The organism is Cobetia amphilecti (genome assembly GCF_032923285.1).
GTDB lineage: Bacteria > Pseudomonadota > Gammaproteobacteria > Pseudomonadales > Halomonadaceae > Cobetia > Cobetia amphilecti.
Map to the genome: position 1 here is coordinate 1,357,921 of NZ_CP136695.1, position 16,681 is coordinate 1,374,601.

Sequence of the window (16,681 nt, forward strand, 5' to 3'; positions counted from 1 at the left end):
CTCGAAAGGCCCGGGGCGGAAGGCCAGCGAGGCCGATCAGTCGATGGTGCTGCCGACAGTGACGATCTTCATGGTGTTGGTGCCGCCATGTGCGTTCATCTGGTCGCCACGGGTCAGGATCACCAGGTCACCGCGAGTCGCGATGCCACGGGCTTCCAGCTCCGCGATGGCGCGACGGTTGATTTCCGCCGCCGGCAATTCGCTGGAATCGAAGGGCAGTGACACCACACCACGGTAGAGGGCCATGCGACGCTGGGTCTTCTGGTCCTGCGCCAGGCCGACGATGGGCAGACCGGAGCGGATGCGCGAGGCGATCAGCGGGGTATAGCCGGATTCCGTCATGCACACGATGGCCACGACACCGGTCAGGTGGTTGGCGGCATACATCGCGGACAGCGCGATGGTCTCGTCGGTCTTGCTGAAGCCTTCGTGGATGCGGTGCTGGGATTCCTGCGCGGCACGCTCACGTTCGGCGCCCAGGCAGACGCGATCCATGGTCTCGATGGTCTCGACCGGGAAGTCGCCGGCGGCGGTCTCGGCCGACAACATCACGGCGTCGGTGCCGTCGAGCACGGCATTGGCGACGTCGAAGACTTCGGCGCGGGTCGGCAGCGGCGCGCTGATCATGGATTCCATCATCTGGGTGGCCGTGATGACCACGCGGTTGAGGCTGCGCGCGCGGCGGATCATGCGCTTCTGCACGCCGATCAGCTGAGCATCGCCAATCTCGACGCCCAGATCGCCACGCGCCACCATCACGCCTTCACTGGCGAGGATGATGCCATCCAGCACGGCGTCGTCGGCCACGGCTTCTGCGCGCTCGACCTTGGCGATCAGGCCGATGTCACGACCTTCCTCGCCCAGCAGTTCACGGGCCAGCTGCATGTCGGCGCCGCTGCGCGGGAAGGAAACGGCCAGATAGTCGACGCCGATATCGATGGCGGTCTTCAGGTCAGCCTTGTCCTTGTCGGTCAGGGCTTCGGCAGACAGGCCGCCGCCTTGCTTGTTGATGCCCTTGTTGTTGGACAGCTTGCCGCCGACCTTGACGGTGGTGTGGATCTCATTGCCCTTGAGCTCATTGACCTCAAGCACCACACGGCCATCGTCGAGCAGCAGCACGTCGCCCGCAACCACGTCATCGGCCAGTTCCTGGTAGTCACAGCCGACACGCTCGACGGTACCTTCATCACGGCCCAGGCCGATATCGAGGATGAACGGCTGGCCTTCGCTCAGCTTGACGGCGGTATCCTTGAAGCGCGCGATGCGGATCTTCGGGCCCTGCAGGTCGCCCAGTACGGCGACGCTGCGGCCCTGTGCGGCGGCAGCCTGACGTACGGCCTCGGCGCGCATGCGGTGGTCTTCGGGGCTACCGTGGGAGAAGTTGAGGCGTACCACATCGACTCCGGCACGAATCATCGCGTCGAGCACACCCGGCTTGTCACTGGCAGGGCCGAGAGTGGCGACAATCTTGGTGCGGCGGATCGGGCCGTTGAACGCGTGCGGCATGAAAGCATACTCCTTGAACACTGGCGTGATGGACTGGCTGAAAACGCAAACCAGGTTGTTGTCATTTTACTACATTGAAGGCTGAAAGGGAGCCTGTCGAGTATCGTCGGCTGTCGTTGTCCATTCTCGTGATCACGATCGGGACTGCAAGGGGTGACGTGAAGTATGCCGAGCGATTGTTGCGAATACGTTGTCGCGGGTACGCGGACATGGGCTGGGGCGTCAGGGTATGCCGCGCTGCGCCATGCGGGCGCGGCCCGTCATTTCGAGGCCTGACGGCCAGGCGTCGCATGCTCTCTGCGGCAGTGTCGTGGTGACCGCCCCGTCACGCCAATGTCCGCCGGCTGGCTTTCACTGACAGCCATTCCAGTGCTACCTATATAGTGGCAATACCCTGCTGAGCGAAATTTCCGCGCATCGGCCCAGCGCAGAACCCTGTACCGGCCCCGTGTATCGGGCCCGTTGACCGCTGCCATGCGCTGATGACCTATGCTCAAACCCGGCTCGAATGCCGGATTGCCACGACCACATGCCTGAAGGCTGTCGATGTCATTCGGCGCAAGCCGCATGCTGACATGGCGGGTGGCATGGCATGTCTCGAGGCTGTCGCAGAGGCGCCCTGTCGAGCCGCCCTGACGAAGCGTCAGTCTCAACATTGCTGGTCAGCGCTGAAATGCTGGGGTAGGGTAGGCGCATTTTTCGGCTGGGACAAAACCCAGCGCGACGAGTCATTCGCCGGCGCAATCAGCGCCGGCCAGGAGATGCGAGCAACCATGGGCAAGTCACTGGTGATCGTCGAGTCGCCCGCCAAGGCCAAGACCATCAACAAGTATCTCGGCAACGACTTCGTGGTGAAGTCGAGTGTCGGGCACATCCGCGACCTGCCGACCAGCGGAAGCGGCAAGCAGGCCACCGACCCCAAGGAACGTGCCCGTCAGGCGGCGGAGACTCGCAAGATGTCGCCCGAGGTCAAGGCGGCTCACAAGGCGCAGAAGGCCAAGACCCAGTTGATCCGCCGCATGGGGGTCGACCCGGAGAATGGTTGGGAGGCGCATTACGAGATCCTGCCTGGCAAGGAAAAGGTCGTTTCCGAGCTGACGCGTCTGGCCGAGAAAGCCGACACCATCTATCTCGCGACGGATCTGGACCGCGAAGGTGAGGCGATTGCCTGGCACCTGCGCGAGACCATCGGTGGCGACGATTCGCGTTACAAGCGCGTAGTGTTCAACGAGATCACCAAGAAGGCGATCACGGCGGCCTTCGATGAGCCGGGCGAACTGAAGATGGACCGCGTACATGCCCAGCAGGCACGCCGTTATCTGGATCGCGTCGTCGGCTTCATGGTCTCGCCGCTGCTGTGGGCCAAGGTCGCTCGTGGCCTGTCCGCCGGGCGCGTGCAGTCGGTTGCCGTGCGTCTGATCGTCGAGCGTGAGCGCGAGATCCGCGCCTTCATCCCCGAAGAGTTCTGGGATGTCCACGCTGAGCTGGCCGCCGCCAGTGGTGAAGCGATCCGTTTCGAGCTGGCGCGTCAGGATGGCAAGGCCTTCCGTCCGACCAGCGAGAAGGAGACGATGGATCGCATCGCGGCGCTGCGCACGGCCAAGCTCGCGATCACCAATCGTGAAGACAAGCCGACGCGCTCCAAGCCGAACGCGCCGTTCATCACCTCGACCCTGCAGCAGGCGGCCAGTGGTCGTCTCGGCTTCTCGGTCAAGAAGACCATGATGATGGCCCAGCGTCTCTACGAGGCGGGTTACATCACCTACATGCGTACCGACTCGACCAATCTGTCGGCGGACGCGGTGGCCACGGCGCGCGACTTCATCAGCGAAGAATACGGCAGCAACTACCTGCCGGAAGCGGCCAACGTCTACTCCAGCAAGGAAGGCGCCCAGGAAGCGCACGAAGCGATTCGTCCTTCCGAAGTGTCACGCCGCGCCACCGATCTCGCCGGCATGGAGCGTGACGCCGAGCGTCTGTATGAGCTGATCTGGCGTCAGTTCGTCGCCTGTCAGATGCTGCCGGCCGAATACCTGTCCTCCACGCTGACCATCGAAGTGGATGGCTACGAGCTGCGCGCCAAGGGCCGTGTGCTCAAGTTCGACGGTTACACGCGTGTCATGAAGCCGATGGGCAAGAAGGAAGAGGACCAGTCGCTGCCGGACCTCGCCATCGGCGAGAAGCTGGACCTGGTCGAGCTGCAGCCGCTGCAGCACTTCACCAAGCCCACGGCGCGTTACACCGAGGCCAGCCTGGTCAAGGAGCTGGAGAAGCGCGGTATCGGTCGTCCGTCCACCTATGCCGCCATCATCTCCACCATCCAGGACCGTGGCTACGTGGCGCTGGAAAACCGTCGCTTCTATGCCGAGAAACTGGGCGACATCGTCACCGATCGCCTCAGCGAGTCCTTCAAGGACCTGATGGACTTCGGCTTCACGGCGCGCATGGAAGACTATCTCGATGAGGTGGCCAACGGCGGGCGCAACTGGCGTGAGCTGCTGGACACCTTCTACGCCGAGTTCAAGGCCGAGCTGGACCACGCCCAGTCCGAAGAGGGCATGCGTCCCAACCAGCCGGTGCCGACGGACATCGCCTGCCCGACCTGTGGGCGTGAGATGCAGATTCGTACCGCCTCGACCGGGGTCTTCCTGGGCTGTTCCGGCTACAACCTGCCGCCCAAGGAGCGCTGCAAGACCACCATCGATCTGCTGCCGGGCGATGAAGCCGTGGCGGCCGATGCCGGTGAAGATGCCGAGACGGATGCGCTGCGCGCCAAGCGTCGCTGCCCGATCTGCGCCACCGCGATGGACAGCTACCTGATCGATGAGCAGCGCAAGCTGCATGTCTGCGGCAATAGCCCGGACTGTGTCGGTCACGAGGTCGAGGAAGGTCAGTTCCGCATCAAGGGCTACGATGGCCCGGTGATCGAGTGCGACAAGTGCGGTTCCGACATGCAGCTCAAGACCGGGCGTTTCGGCAAGTACTTCGGCTGCACCAACGAGAATTGCAAGAATACCCGCAAGCTGCTCAAGTCCGGTGAGGTGGCGCCGCCGAAGATGGACCCGATTCCGATGCCGGAACTTGCCTGCGTCAAGGTCGAGGACCACTACGTGCTGCGCGATGGCGCCAGTGGCCTGTTCCTGGCGGCCAGTCAGTTCCCCAAGAATCGCGAGACGCGTCCGCCGCTGGTCAAGGAGCTCAAGGCGCATGCCGACGAGCTGCCGGAGAAGTATCACTTCATTCTCGAAGCCCCGGATCAGGACCCGGACGGACGTCCGGCGCAGATTCGCTTCTCGCGCAAGGTCAAGGCTCAGTACGTCATGACCGATGAGGAAGGCAAGGCGACCGGTTGGAAGGCGACCTACGACAACGGCCGCTGGGTCGTCGAGGACAAGCGCAAGGGAGCCAAGAGCTGATGAGCCAGCGTGCCCGTACCAATCAGCTGCTGTATCAGGCCGAGTTGCTGCTGGCCCAGTCAGCAGCCTCTGGCGACGATGAGCATGCCGTGGCGCGTCGCATGGCCGGTGAAGAGGGCGCGCTCGCCCTGCTGGAGCTGGCGCTGGCGTCATTGCTGGAAGAGTGTGCCGTGACGGCGCGCTGGCCAGAGGGTAGCTGGCGCGAGCGCCTGGCGTCGCCGCCGACGCCCATCGCCGAGGTCGAGCAGCTGCGCAGCCTGCTGGAGCATTCCGACAGCTGGTTGTCTGAGCTGGTCGCGGATGTGACCCGCCTGCATGAAGAGGGCGGCGTCGCTCGCCGCGAGGAATCGCGTTCGCGTGGTGATGGTCTGATCATCGCGGCAGCCTCGAGCGCCTCGCTGGCCGAGCGTCTCAGTGCCGCCATCACGGCATTCAAGGCGCTGCTGCCGCAGCTGCGCGAGTCGAGTGTCGAGTGGTAGGTCAAGGCGTTGATCTGGTGCTGCACGCTGGTGATGACTGGCGCATGGCAATCGGGTGACGTTTCGCCTTCACGGGTGCTAGACTGATCGCATTGTGGCAAGCCCTGCATTCTCCGGTACGACCATGGCTCTGGCTGTGGTCGTACTTTTTTCTGCGTCGCTGATGGCAACGCGGTGCCGGGCTTGCCAGCCGTCGCGCTGACGATTACAACGACGCCGGTATCTCGCGAGATGCCGTGCAGGAGGAATGACGTGTCCGATCCCGCCGTACTTGAAATTGTGCAAATGGAAGATGGTGAAGTGATTCTGCGCGCCGCGGAAAGCGAAGGTGAGCCGCTGCTCAGCATTCGCATTTCGGACGAGGCCGCCGATCTGCTGCGTGACAATCGTTTCGAGGTCGCGCGTGAGATGATCGACCACGCCATCACCCGGACTCGCCTCTGGGATGGCGAAGAAGACGAGGACGAGCAGTCAGAAGGCATCGTGCACTGATTCATCGCTCGCGCTTCGCGCACAAAAAAACCCGCCTCGAGGCGGGTTTTTTTGTGCAATGCGTGCGGCTTTTCTGTTGCTCAGAGCTCTGCGAGAAAGGTGCTGCTGGGCATAGCTCGTTGCTCAAAGCGCTGCTGGTCAAGGCCTCAGTGCAGGCCGCCATCGCGGATGACGCCCACCCCGAGACCTTCGATCTCCAGGCTGTCCGTGCGCAGGTCGACCTTGATCGGCGAGAAGTCCTCGTTCTCGGCTTCCAGCCACACGTAGTGCCCGTCACGGCGGAAGCGCTTGACGGTGACCTCATCCCCCAGACGTGCCACTACGATCTGTCCGTCACGCACGCTGCTGGTGCGGTGCACGGCCAGCAGGTCGCCTTCCAGAATTCCCACGTCCTTCATCGACACGCCGCGCACGCGCAACAGGTAGTCGGCAGCCGGCGAGAAGTAGTCGCTCGGCAGCGGGCAGTGACGGTCGATATGCTCGCTGGCAAGAATCGGACTGCCGGCGGCCACTTCCCCGATCACCGGCAGGCCATCGTTGGCGCTGTCGTCGACGTCAGCCAGCGACGGCACGCGAATGCCGCGAGAGGTGCCCGGCACCATCTCGATGGCGCCCTTGCGCTTGAGGGCACGCAGATGCTCCTCGGCAGCATTCGGTGAGCGGAAGCCCAGCGCCTGGGCGATTTCGGCCCGCGTCGGCGGGTAGCCAGAGGACTTGATGGTCTTGATGATGAAGTCGAAGACATCCTGCTGGCGCGGAGTAAGCGGCTGGGTCATGGCATTGCCTTTGGCCTGGGCGGCATCTTGAGCTGACGGCACGGGGTGTGCATCCATACAACTGTCATTGTATCCAGTCATGGCGGTCATGCAAGGCATCGTGGCTTGCGTGGTGGCCTCAAAGGGCAGGTAGTCGCCGAGATATCGCTGTCTGGCGACTTTTCGTGCCGATATCCGAGGCATTCTTTCTTGATGGGAATGTCTGGAAGTGAATGCCTGGAGGTAAATGTCTGGTGGTGAATGTCTGGAAGTGAACCCGGCCTGGCGCTGGCGGGGTGGTCAGTCACCCAGCTAGGCGAGCCCTTGAATCGGCACGGTCAGCGTTGAGGGAATATCAGGCTTGGCTAAACCTCTGGCGTTTGAAACGCGAGAGAATTGTCAGTCATGGCATGGCGCGCTAGAATCAAAGTGTTTCAAACGAATGTTCGTCGATGGCGGTGCTCACGGGTGCCGTGATCGAACGTGCCTTGCGGTGAACATGCACCACCTCATGAGAGAGTCGCCGCGCGGGGCTTGCGCCGTGACCTACGACTCCAGTTCTTTTCTACCTGACAAGGGTTCCGCCCATGGCCCAGACCGATACCGTTACCCGCATCCTCGATACTGCCGAGGTGCTGTTCGCCGAGCGCGGCTTCGCCGAGACCTCACTGCGTAACATTACCAGCAAGGCCAAGGTCAATCTGGCGGCGGTGAACTACCACTTCGGCTCCAAGAAATCGCTGATCCAGGCGGTCTTCGCACGCTATCTCGACCCGTTCAGTGAGCGCTTCCACGCGGCACTCGACAGCGTCGAGCAGCAATACGCCGGGCGTCAGGTGCCGCTGGAGGTCCTGCTGGAGGTGATGGCGCGTACCGTGCTGGAGGTGCCGGCCGAGCGCAACAGCCTGCGTACCTTCATGCGCCTGCTCGGGCTGGCCTATACCCAGGGGCAGGGCCACATGCGACGCTATATCCGCGAGCATTACGGCACGGTCTTCAGCCGCTTCGCCGAGCTTTTGAAGCTGGCGACGCCTGATCTGCCGGACAACGAGCGCTTCTGGCGCCTGCACTTCATGCTCGGCAGCGTGATTTTCACCTTCTCGGGCCTGGATGCGCTGCGCGATATCGAGGAAGCCGAGTACGGCCATCACACCACGGTGCGTGAGCTGATCCAGCACATGCGTCCGGTGGTGGTCGCGGCGATGGCAGCGCCGTTGCCGGCCTCGCTCGGAGATGGTGAGGCGGTCACCCAGGCGGCCAGCTGATGGCCTGCTGGGTAGCGGTGGACCTCTCGCGCCAAAGCCTTGAGATACGCAATGACGCGCCGAGTGGCAGTCGTGATGCGCCGCCCCCCGCGGCTGACCCTGAGGCGCTGGTGCACGCCTGCGCGATCTCCAGCGGCCTCAACGGTATTGGCGAGCTCGACGGCAGCGGTTGCACGCCAACCGGCTGGCATGTGATTCGAGCCGCCATCGGGGCGGGCAATCCGCGTGGCGCCGTCTATCGCGGACGGCGCTTCACGGGCGAGGTGTTCACGCCCGAGCTTGCCGCGGAGCATCCTGAGCGTGACTGGATCCTGACGCGCATTCTGTGGCTCAGCGGCCGCGAGCCCGGCGTCAATCGTGGTCGCAATGCCCGCAGCGAGCGGGTCGATAGTCTGCGCCGCTACATCTATTTTCATGGCACGCCCAGCACGGAGCCCATGGGGGTAGCGGCGTCCCACGGCTGCATTCGCTTGCGTGATGACGACCTGCTGCGACTCTTTGCCGAGGCTGTGCCCGGCACCCCGGTACTGCTGCATGCCTGAAGGCGCTGGTGCCCGAGTCTGATACCCTCCATGAGCTGTCACCGGAATCTGCGTGACAGCCCCTTGCCGGGGCGCAGCTGGCCGCGACTGTTCGATAGGGGTTCAGTCGGCTAGAATTGCGCCTTTCCTCGCGCTGGCAGCCTGATTCATCACGTTTCTTCCAGGCTGCCGAGCCCCGTAAAAGACATGAAGTCCTGGCGGTCGTGGCTCCTCTCTTCACGGGACATCACTGCCGCAGGCCATGGACAGGAAGGATGACATGACACAGCCACTGGGCTCCGTAATGGTCGATGTTGCGGGGCTGACCCTCGCCCGCGACGAACGTGAACTGCTGGCACGCCCTGCCGTCGGGGGCGTCATCCTGTTTGCGCGCAACTGCGCTTCTCCCGAGCAGGTGTTGGAACTGAGCCGCGAGATTCGCAGCGTCAATCCCCACCTGCTGATCGCCATCGATCAGGAAGGCGGGCGCGTCCAGCGTCTGCGCGAGGGCGTGACACGCCTGCCATCGATGCGCAGCCTGGCGCAGTGCTGTCTCGGGCGTGACTGTGATGGCTGCGGCGAAGACGCCCAGGCCGCAGGCCTGGGTCTGGCACGCGATGCCGGCTGGCTGCTGGGCATGGAAATGGCAGCCATCGGCTGTGATATCACCTTTGCGCCGGTACTGGATATCGATGTGGCGGGCTCGACCATCATTGGCGATCGCAGCTTCGGCGCCACGCCGGAAGACGTCATCGCGGTGGGCGGCGCCTTCATCGACGGGCTGCAGGAGGCGGGCATGTCCGCCGTCGGCAAGCACTACCCGGGGCATGGTGGCATCTCGGCAGATACCCATCTGGAGCGCGTGGTCGACCCGCGGCCGTTCCGCGAGCTGCGCGAACATGACCTCAAGCCCTTCGCGGCCCTCGCCGAGCGCCTGGGTGGCGTGATGCCGGCGCATGTGATCTATCCGGATTTCGATGCACGTCCCGCGGGCTTCTCACCCAGCTGGTTGGGCCTGCTGCGCGAAGAGTTCGGCTTCAAGGGCGCCATCTTCTCCGATGATCTCGGCATGGCGGCGGCCGTCGCGGAAGGTGGCCCGGCAGAGCGTGCACGCCTGGCGCTGGACGCCGGCTGCGACATGGCGCTGGTCTGCAATGACCCGGCCGCCGCGCGCGAAGTGCTCGACAGCCTCGATGACGATGAGCAGCGCCACCGTGGCAAGCGCCAGGCGCGTCTGCGCTATGCGCGAGCTCGCCCGACGCTGGATGGTCTGGTGGGGCTGGCACGCTGGCGGCGCACCCACGCGCGGCTCGAATCGATGGCGGCCAGTCAGGCATCACAGCAGGCTGCCATGCCCTCGGGCACGCTAGGCGCCGCTGACGCGTCTGACGCACGGTCGGTCTCTGAGTCCGGTAGCGCGCAATAATCAGGCACGCGGTGCCTTTTTCGAGTCGAAGACTGGCAAGGAATTCCCATGGCTGAGCAATCCGCCACCGAGGCTGCTGCCGACAAGCTGGCAGCGCCTGCCGAAGAGATGATCAATCAATGGGTCGAGCCGCTGCGCCAATGGGTCGAGCAGACCTTTGGTCTGCCGCTGTGGGGCATCAATCTCGCTCTGCTACTGCTGGCGGTGCTGTTGCTGCACCTCATCGAGCGGGTGGTGCTCAGCCGCCTGGCGACGCATGCCGAGAAGAGCCGCAACCTGTGGGATGACGCCCTGGTGCATGGCCTGCGTCATCCCTTGTCATTCTGGCTCTACAGCATGGGGGTGTTGCTGGCGCTCGGCATCATCGCCGGCCAGTTCAGCCTCGGCGGGGCCGAGAAGTACCTGGGCACGGCGCGCCAGATCGTGACCCTGCTGGCGCTGGCCTGGGCGTTGATTCGCATGGTCAAGCGCTTCGAGGCGCTGCGCACCATGCCGCCGCCCGGCACCAACGTCAACGCGATGGATGCCACCACGGCCTCGGCGATCAGCAAGCTGCTGCGGGCGGTCGTGGTCGTGCTGGTGGGGCTGGCCATCCTGCAGAATCTCGGCGTCTCGTTGTCCGGGGTGCTGGCCTTCGGGGGTGTCGGCGGTATCGCGGTCGGCTTTGCGGCGCGGGATCTGCTGGCCAACTTCTTCGGCGCCCTGATGATCCATCTCGACCGGCCCTTCAAGGTCGGCGACTGGATCCGCTCACCGGACCGCGAGATCGAGGGCACCGTCGAGGATATCGGTTGGCGCCTGACGCGCATCCGCACCTTCGACATGCGGCCCCTCTACGTGCCGAACGCCATCTTCACCAGCATCTCGGTGGAGAATCCGTCGCGCATGTACAATCGCCGCATCTTCGAGACCGTGGGGCTGCGCTATGAGGATGCCGCCCAGGTCGGCCCCATCGTTGCCGCGGTACGCGAGATGCTGGAAGGCCATGACGAGATCGACCAGACGCGCACCCAGATCGTGAACTTCACCACCTATGGTGAGCATTCGCTGAACTTCTTCGTCTATGTCTTCACGCGCACCACCGACTGGGTGAAGTACCACGCGATCAAGCAGGATGTCCTGCTCAAGGTGCACGACATCATCCGTGAGCATGATGCCCAGGTGGCGCTGCCGGGCCAGCGTCTGCATTTTGCCGATGTACTGTCCTTCGAAGGACGCCACCATGAACACGACGCCGAGGCTGAGAATGCCGCGGCGTCATCAGACACGCAGACGCGCGGGTCCCGCCGCCGTTCTGATTCAACCGCCGCTGCTACATCCTCCTCTGCGCCCGTCCGGCGTGGAGATGAGGCCAGTGACACCCAGGAAACTCCCGATGCTGACTCCGACGCCTGAGACCCTCACCGCCCTGCATGACGAAATGCGTGAGGTGATGGACAATGCCGATTGCCTGATCCCGCAAGCTGACCTTGAAGTGGCACTCGACCGCATGGCCGTTGAGCTGACGGAACGCCTCGGCGATCGCATGCCGATCTTCTATTGCGTGATGAACGGCGGCCTGATCACCGCCGGCCAGCTGCTGACCCGCCTCGACTTTCCGCTGGAAGTCGATTATCTGCACGCCACTCGCTACCGTGGCGCGATGCGCGGCGGCGAGCTGTTCTGGCGCGTCAACCCGGAGCTGCCGATGGCCGGTCGCGACGTGGTGATCGTCGATGACATCCTCGATGAGGGTGGCACCCTGGCCGCGATCCTCGAGTACTGCCGTGAAGCCGGCGCGCGCAGCGTGTCCAGCTGTGTGCTGGTCGACAAGAAGCATGACCGCAAGGCCTACCCGGGCTTCAAGGCCGATTTCTGTGGTCTCGACGTCGAAGACCGCTTCCTGTTCGGCTTCGGCATGGACTACAAGGGCTACTGGCGTAACGCGCCGGGCATCTACGCGCCCAAGGGTCTGTAAGATTTGCTGGATGGCAGCCGCCATCCCGCGATATGACACTCGTTCACCACCCGCCCGGGCAACCGCGGCGGGTGGTGTCGTTTTCGGGGCCTTTTCTGTTCTCCTGGCGCAGAGCGTGACGATTGTGCTTGTCGTTGTCGGTCGGCTCGGAGTAGCGTTCGCTGAGGATCGGGGTGTCCGGTCCCGGGAGATTCCTGCACATGGGTGGCAAGGAGGCGGGCGATGCTGGCGGTGATCGGTGGGACGGGGTTCGGCAGTTGGGCAGGCATGGAAGTGCTCAGGCGCGGCGGGCAGGAAACGCCCCTGGGGGCGGCCTCCTGTGGCGTCGTGGAAGGGCGACTGAATGGTCAGTCGCTGCTGTTTCTGGCCCGTCATGGCCAACCGCACAAGGTGCCGCCGCATCGCATCAACTATCGCGCCAATCTATGGGCGCTCAAACAGGCGGGCGCGACCCATGTGGTGGGAGTCAACTGCGTGTCCGGCATCGACCCGACGCTGGTCCCGGGCACGCTGGTGGTGCCGGACCAGCTGATCGATTACACCACCGGTCGCGAGGGTTCGTTCTTCGATGGGCGTTTCAAGCCGTTCCAGCATGTGTCGTTCGCCTGGCCGTATCATCGGGTCTGGCGTGAGGAGCTGCATGCGGCCGCCGCCGAGGCGGGGCTGCCCCTCTCGGCCGGCGGGGTGCTGGGCGTGGTGCAGGGGCCGCGGCTGGAGACTGCCGCCGAGATCCGCCTGATGGCGCGCGATGGCAATACGCTGGTCGGCATGACGGGCATGCCTGAGGCCGTGCTGGCGCGCGAGCTCGAGATGGAATACGCCAGCCTGTGTCTGGTGATCAGCCATGCCGCAGGCGTCGGCGAAGAGGAGCCGACCCGCGCGGGCACGGAATCCGTGATCGAGGCCGGCATGCCCAGAGTGCAGCGCTTGCTGGCGACGCTGTTGGCGCGCCATGCCTGAGCTGCCTGACCTCAGGAGGAGAGTGGGGGGAGGCGGTGGTGTAGGTAGGCGGTGGTGTAGGTAGGGCGTGTAGAGGGTGTAGAGCGTGTAGAGGGTATGCCCGCACGAAAAAACGGCCTGCATCCGCGATGCAGGCCGTTTTCATTTTTCGTTCAAGCTCACGCTCACGCTCAAGTTCATGCCCAAGTTCGAACCCAGGCGCCTGGCAGCGCAGGGCGCGTCAGGCCGCCTTGGTCTTGGCGTTGAGCAGGTCCAGCAAGGTCTCGCAGAAGCTGAAGCGCGCCTCGGCGTCGTCCATGTCGGTGGCGAAACGCAGCGTGTCGGCACCTTCCAGCTTGTAGACATCCGACTGGCGCTGGATCAGGTTGACCAGCGTCAGCGGATCGACCGGCGTCTGGGCGCCGAAGATGATGCGACCACGTCCGGCGCCGGCCTCCAGCTTGATGATGCCCAGCGCCTGGGCGCGCTGGCGCAGCTGGGTCTGGCGGAACAGCGTCTTGACCGGCTCCGGCAGCAGGCCGAAGCGGTCGATCATCTCGACCTGCAGTTCGCGCAGGTCGCTTGCGTTCTCGGCGTTGCTGATGCGCTTGTACATCATCAGGCGCTGCTGAACGTCGTGCAGATAATCGGCCGGAATCAGTGCCGGCAGATTCAGGCTGACCTCGACGCCTTCATCCAGCGGTGACTCGATATTGGGCGTCTTGCCCGCCTTGATGGCCTTCACGGCGCGATCGAGCATCTCCATGTACAGCGAGTAGCCGATGGTTTCCATCTGGCCGGACTGCTCGTCACCCAACAGCTCACCCGCGCCGCGGATCTCCATGTCATGGGAGGCCAGCGTGAAGCCGGCACCGAGGTCCTGGGACTCGCTGATCGCCTCCAGACGCTTGACCGCATCGCGGGTCATCGCCTTGGGATGCGGGGTCAGCAGGTAGGCGTAGGCCTGGTGATGCGAGCGCCCGACGCGGCCACGCAGCTGGTGCAGCTGGGCCAGGCCGAACTTGTCGGCGCGCTCGATGATGATGGTATTGGCGCTCGGGATGTCGATGCCGGTCTCGATGATGGTCGAGCACACCAGCACGTTGAAGCGCTTGTGATAGAAGTCCGACATGCGCCGCTCCAGGCTGCGCTCCGGCAGCTGGCCGTGGGCGACGCCGACATTGGCCTCCGGCACCAGCTCCGCGATGCGCGCGGCGCTCTCCTCGATGGTCTTCACCTCATTGTGCAGCACGTAGACCTGCCCGCCGCGCAGCAGCTCGCGCAGGATGGCTTCCTTGACCACGCCGTCGTTGCGCTGCTGGACGAAGGTCTTCACCGACAGGCGGCGCGCCGGTGGCGTGGCGATGATGGACAGGTCGCGGATGCCGCTCATCGCCATGTTCAGCGTGCGCGGAATCGGCGTGGCAGTCAGGGTCAGGATGTCGACCTCGGCGCGCAGGCTCTTGAGGCGCTCCTTCTGGGAGACGCCGAAGCGGTGCTCCTCATCGATGATCAGCAGCCCCATGTTGGGCAGCTCCAGCGATTTGGAGAGCAGCTTGTGAGTGCCGATCACGATATCGGCCTGGCCGTTCCTGATGCGCTCGAGCGAGGCTTCCTGGCCCTTGCCGCTGGTGAAACGCGACAGCAGGGCGATCTCCACCGCGGTGTCGGCGAAGCGATCGCGGAAGTTGTCGTAGTGCTGCTGAGCGAGCAGGGTGGTGGGCACCAGCACCACCACCTGGCGGCCGGAATTGACGGCGAGGAAGGCGGCGCGCATCGCGACTTCCGTCTTGCCGAAGCCGACATCGCCACATACCACGCGGTCCATCGGCTGGGGCGCGCACATGTCCTGGATCACCGCGCCGATGGTCTGCGCCTGGTCTGGGGTTTCCTCGAAGGGGAAGCTGGCCGCGAAGCGTGCGTAGTCCTCGGCGGGGAAGTCGCAGGCATGGCCGACACGCGCCTCTCTGCGTGCATAGACATCCAGCAGTTCGGCGGCGGTATCACGGATCTTCTCGGCCGCCTTGCGCTTGGCCTTCTCCCATTGCTCGGAGCCCAGCTTGTGCAGCGGCGCCAGCTCGTCACTGGCCCCGGAATAGCGCGAGATCAGGTGCAGGCTGTCCACCGGCACGTAGAGCTTTGCGCCATCGGCGTATTCGAGCGCGAGGAACTCGGCTTCCTGCCCCCCGGCGTTGATGGTCTCCAGCCCCAGATAGCGGCCGACGCCGTGGGTGTGGTGCACCACCGGCGCGCCTTCACGCAACTCCGAGAGGTGGCGCACGGCCAGCTCGTTGTCATCGGTGGCGCGCGCCTGGCGGCGGCTCTGACGTACCACTTCGCCGTAGAGCTCGGTCTCGGTGATGACCACCAGCCCCTTGTGGCTGTCGCTGTCATCGCTGGACAGGGCATCTTCTGCCTGCGCGCTGGCCACCCAGGTACCATGTGTCAGGCCACCGACGGTCAGGCCGACGGCGGCTGGGCTGTCCACGAAGTGCTCGAAGCTTGCGAAGTCATCCAGGCTGCGCAACCCGAAGCCGCGCAGCAGCGGGGTGAGCTGCTCCTCTACGACTTCGCGGCGGCCCTGGGTCTCGGCGACGAACAGCACACGCTGGGCATGTTCGCCGTTCAGGCGCTGCTTGAGGAAGCTGGCCAGGGCCTGGGTCGGGTCGGCGCTGCGCGCATCGATGGCCAGGCTCGGCAGCGTCTGATGGCCGAATTCGATGGCGTGGGCATTGGACTCACGTACCAGCTCGATACGCTCGTGCTGCTTGATCAGGCCCAGCAGCTCATTGACCGGCACGAAGGCGCGGTGCGGTGGCAGCAGCGGGCGTGTCGGGTCGACGCCCAGATTGGCGTAGCGGGTGGTGATGGCGTCCCAGTGGCTCTCGGCTGCCTCGCGCACGCCGGGCAGCATGGCGATGCGCAGCTCGTCGCCCATATGATCAAAGAGCGTCGCGGTCTCGTCGAAGAACAGCGGCAGGTACTGCTCGAGCCCCGGCGAGGGAATGCCCTTGATGGCGTCGTTGTAGAGAATGCACTGGCGCGGGTCGACATCGAACAGCGTCTCGAAGCCCTCGCGGAAGCAGGCGATGGCGCCACGCGTCAGCGGGTATTCATGTGCGGGCAGAATCTCGATCGCCTCGACCTTGTCGCCACTGCGCTGGGTGTCAGGGTCGAAGGCACGCAGGGTGTCGATCTCGTCATCGAACAGGTCGATGCGCAGCGGTTGCTCGCTGCCCATGGGGAACAGGTCGATCAATGCGCCGCGCAGGGCGTATTCGCCCGGCTCGTAGACCGTCTCCACCGCGCGGTAACCGGCTCGCGACAGGCGTGAGCGGAAGTCCTCGCGATTGAGGATGTCGCCCTTGGCGAGACTGAAGACCTGGCCTGCGATGTAATCCACCGGCGCGAGGCGCTGCATCAGGGTGTTGACCGGCACCGGCACGATGGCGCGGCGGCTGGTCTGCAGGGTACGCAGGGTGCGCAGACGCTCCGAGACGATGTCCTGGTGCGGCGAGAAGCTGTCGTAGGGCAGCGTTTCCCAATCGGGGAAGGGCAGCAGGCGCTCGGGATGGCGCGTATAGAAGCGCAGGTCGGCTTCCAGGCGCTGGGCGCTGGCGGTGTCCGGGGTGATGACCATCAGCGGCGCTTCATCGGCATCGGCCAGGCGCGCCAGCGCCAGCGCCGCGGCGCTAGGGTCATTGAGCATCCAGAAGGTGGTTTCGCGGCGCGAGCGCGGCAACGGGGGCGTCAGCGGAGTCTCGAACATGGGCTCTGGTGTCTTGTGTCCTGGGCTTGGGCGCAACGCCTTGCGGCGTTCACGGCACGGGATGACGTCACGGGCAGGGCCCGAGTGAATAAGGTGCTGGGTCAGTCGCTCACGATGAGCGGCCCACGCATGCAGATGACGCTGAGCGACTCATGG

12 protein-coding genes are annotated in these 16,681 nt (G+C 64.6%); 9 read left to right on the plus strand and 3 right to left on the minus strand.

What is annotated here, in order from left to right; genetic code table 11:
• Window positions 1-36: 36 nt before the first annotated feature.
• Window positions 37-1,506 carry a pyruvate kinase gene (pyk, locus tag R1T44_RS05835; protein ID WP_043331933.1) on the minus strand — a complete coding sequence of 490 codons (1,470 nt, stop codon included), beginning with the start codon at window positions 1,504-1,506 and terminating at the stop codon, window positions 37-39.
• 773 nt (window positions 1,507-2,279) lie between these two features.
• Here pyk and topA point away from each other — a divergent pair.
• The 3 genes from topA (at window position 2,280) to R1T44_RS05850 (ending at window position 5,893) form a co-directional block, all read left to right on the plus strand.
• A complete protein-coding gene (gene topA / locus R1T44_RS05840; RefSeq protein WP_107335351.1) occupies window positions 2,280-4,922 on the plus strand; it encodes a type I DNA topoisomerase in 2,643 nt (880 codons plus the stop codon).
• Entirely contained in the window at window positions 4,922-5,401 is a 480-nt protein-coding gene (locus R1T44_RS05845) for a DUF6586 family protein (RefSeq protein WP_153635242.1), read from the plus strand. Before topA ends, R1T44_RS05845 begins: the two co-directional genes overlap by 1 nt.
• Window positions 5,402-5,653: 252 nt before the next feature.
• Window positions 5,654-5,893: a hypothetical protein gene (locus R1T44_RS05850; protein WP_052384340.1), complete on the plus strand. Its 240-nt coding sequence runs from the start codon at window positions 5,654-5,656 to the stop codon at window positions 5,891-5,893.
• 146 nt (window positions 5,894-6,039) lie between these two features.
• Here R1T44_RS05850 and lexA read toward each other — a convergent pair whose 3' ends face one another.
• A complete protein-coding gene (gene lexA, locus R1T44_RS05855; protein WP_043332079.1) occupies window positions 6,040-6,669 on the minus strand; it encodes a transcriptional repressor LexA in 630 nt (209 codons plus the stop codon).
• A gap of 566 nt (window positions 6,670-7,235) precedes the next feature.
• Here lexA and R1T44_RS05860 point away from each other — a divergent pair.
• The 6 genes from R1T44_RS05860 (at window position 7,236) to R1T44_RS05885 (ending at window position 12,777) form a co-directional block, all read left to right on the plus strand.
• The gene (locus tag R1T44_RS05860) at window positions 7,236-7,913 is read left to right on the plus strand and encodes a TetR/AcrR family transcriptional regulator (RefSeq protein ID WP_043331928.1); all 678 of its coding nucleotides are present in this window, start codon (window positions 7,236-7,238) and stop codon (window positions 7,911-7,913) included.
• Window positions 7,913-8,455 carry a L,D-transpeptidase gene (locus R1T44_RS05865; protein WP_153635243.1) on the plus strand — a complete coding sequence of 181 codons (543 nt, stop codon included), beginning with the start codon at window positions 7,913-7,915 and terminating at the stop codon, window positions 8,453-8,455. Before R1T44_RS05860 ends, R1T44_RS05865 begins: the two co-directional genes overlap by 1 nt.
• A gap of 259 nt (window positions 8,456-8,714) precedes the next feature.
• On the plus strand, window positions 8,715-9,860 hold the full coding sequence (nagZ, locus tag R1T44_RS05870) for a beta-N-acetylhexosaminidase (protein ID WP_153635244.1): 1,146 nt from the start codon (window positions 8,715-8,717) through the stop codon (window positions 9,858-9,860).
• A gap of 48 nt (window positions 9,861-9,908) precedes the next feature.
• Window positions 9,909-11,255 (plus strand): mechanosensitive ion channel family protein, encoded by a 1,347-nt coding sequence (locus tag R1T44_RS05875; protein ID WP_242007743.1) that lies wholly within the window; start codon window positions 9,909-9,911, stop codon window positions 11,253-11,255.
• Window positions 11,236-11,817 (plus strand): hypoxanthine-guanine phosphoribosyltransferase, encoded by a 582-nt coding sequence (locus R1T44_RS05880; protein WP_043331927.1) that lies wholly within the window; start codon window positions 11,236-11,238, stop codon window positions 11,815-11,817. The genes R1T44_RS05875 and R1T44_RS05880 overlap by 20 nt, the downstream gene beginning before the upstream one ends.
• Before the next feature lie 222 nt (window positions 11,818-12,039).
• Window positions 12,040-12,777, plus strand: coding sequence for an S-methyl-5'-thioinosine phosphorylase (locus R1T44_RS05885; protein ID WP_153635245.1), 738 nt, complete (start codon window positions 12,040-12,042; stop codon window positions 12,775-12,777).
• A gap of 220 nt (window positions 12,778-12,997) precedes the next feature.
• On the opposite strand, the gene mfd is transcribed toward R1T44_RS05885, so the two are convergent.
• On the minus strand, window positions 12,998-16,525 hold the full coding sequence (gene mfd, locus R1T44_RS05890) for a transcription-repair coupling factor (RefSeq protein WP_153635246.1): 3,528 nt from the start codon (window positions 16,523-16,525) through the stop codon (window positions 12,998-13,000).
• Window positions 16,526-16,681: the final 156 nt, after the last annotated feature.

Coding starts and splice junctions, on each gene's coding strand:
- R1T44_RS05885 (WP_153635245.1), top strand. CDS start 12,040: ATGCTGGCGGTGATCGGTGGGACGGGGTTCGGCAGTTGGGCAGGCATG.
- mfd (WP_153635246.1), bottom strand. CDS start 16,525: ATGTTCGAGACTCCGCTGACGCCCCCGTTGCCGCGCTCGCGCCGCGAA.
- R1T44_RS05880 (WP_043331927.1), top strand. CDS start 11,236: ATGCTGACTCCGACGCCTGAGACCCTCACCGCCCTGCATGACGAAATG.
- R1T44_RS05875 (WP_242007743.1), top strand. CDS start 9,909: ATGGCTGAGCAATCCGCCACCGAGGCTGCTGCCGACAAGCTGGCAGCG.
- nagZ (WP_153635244.1), top strand. CDS start 8,715: ATGACACAGCCACTGGGCTCCGTAATGGTCGATGTTGCGGGGCTGACC.
- lexA (WP_043332079.1), bottom strand. CDS start 6,669: ATGACCCAGCCGCTTACTCCGCGCCAGCAGGATGTCTTCGACTTCATC.
- R1T44_RS05860 (WP_043331928.1), top strand. CDS start 7,236: ATGGCCCAGACCGATACCGTTACCCGCATCCTCGATACTGCCGAGGTG.
- topA (WP_107335351.1), top strand. CDS start 2,280: ATGGGCAAGTCACTGGTGATCGTCGAGTCGCCCGCCAAGGCCAAGACC.
- pyk (WP_043331933.1), bottom strand. CDS start 1,506: ATGCCGCACGCGTTCAACGGCCCGATCCGCCGCACCAAGATTGTCGCC.
- R1T44_RS05845 (WP_153635242.1), top strand. CDS start 4,922: ATGAGCCAGCGTGCCCGTACCAATCAGCTGCTGTATCAGGCCGAGTTG.
- R1T44_RS05865 (WP_153635243.1), top strand. CDS start 7,913: ATGGCCTGCTGGGTAGCGGTGGACCTCTCGCGCCAAAGCCTTGAGATA.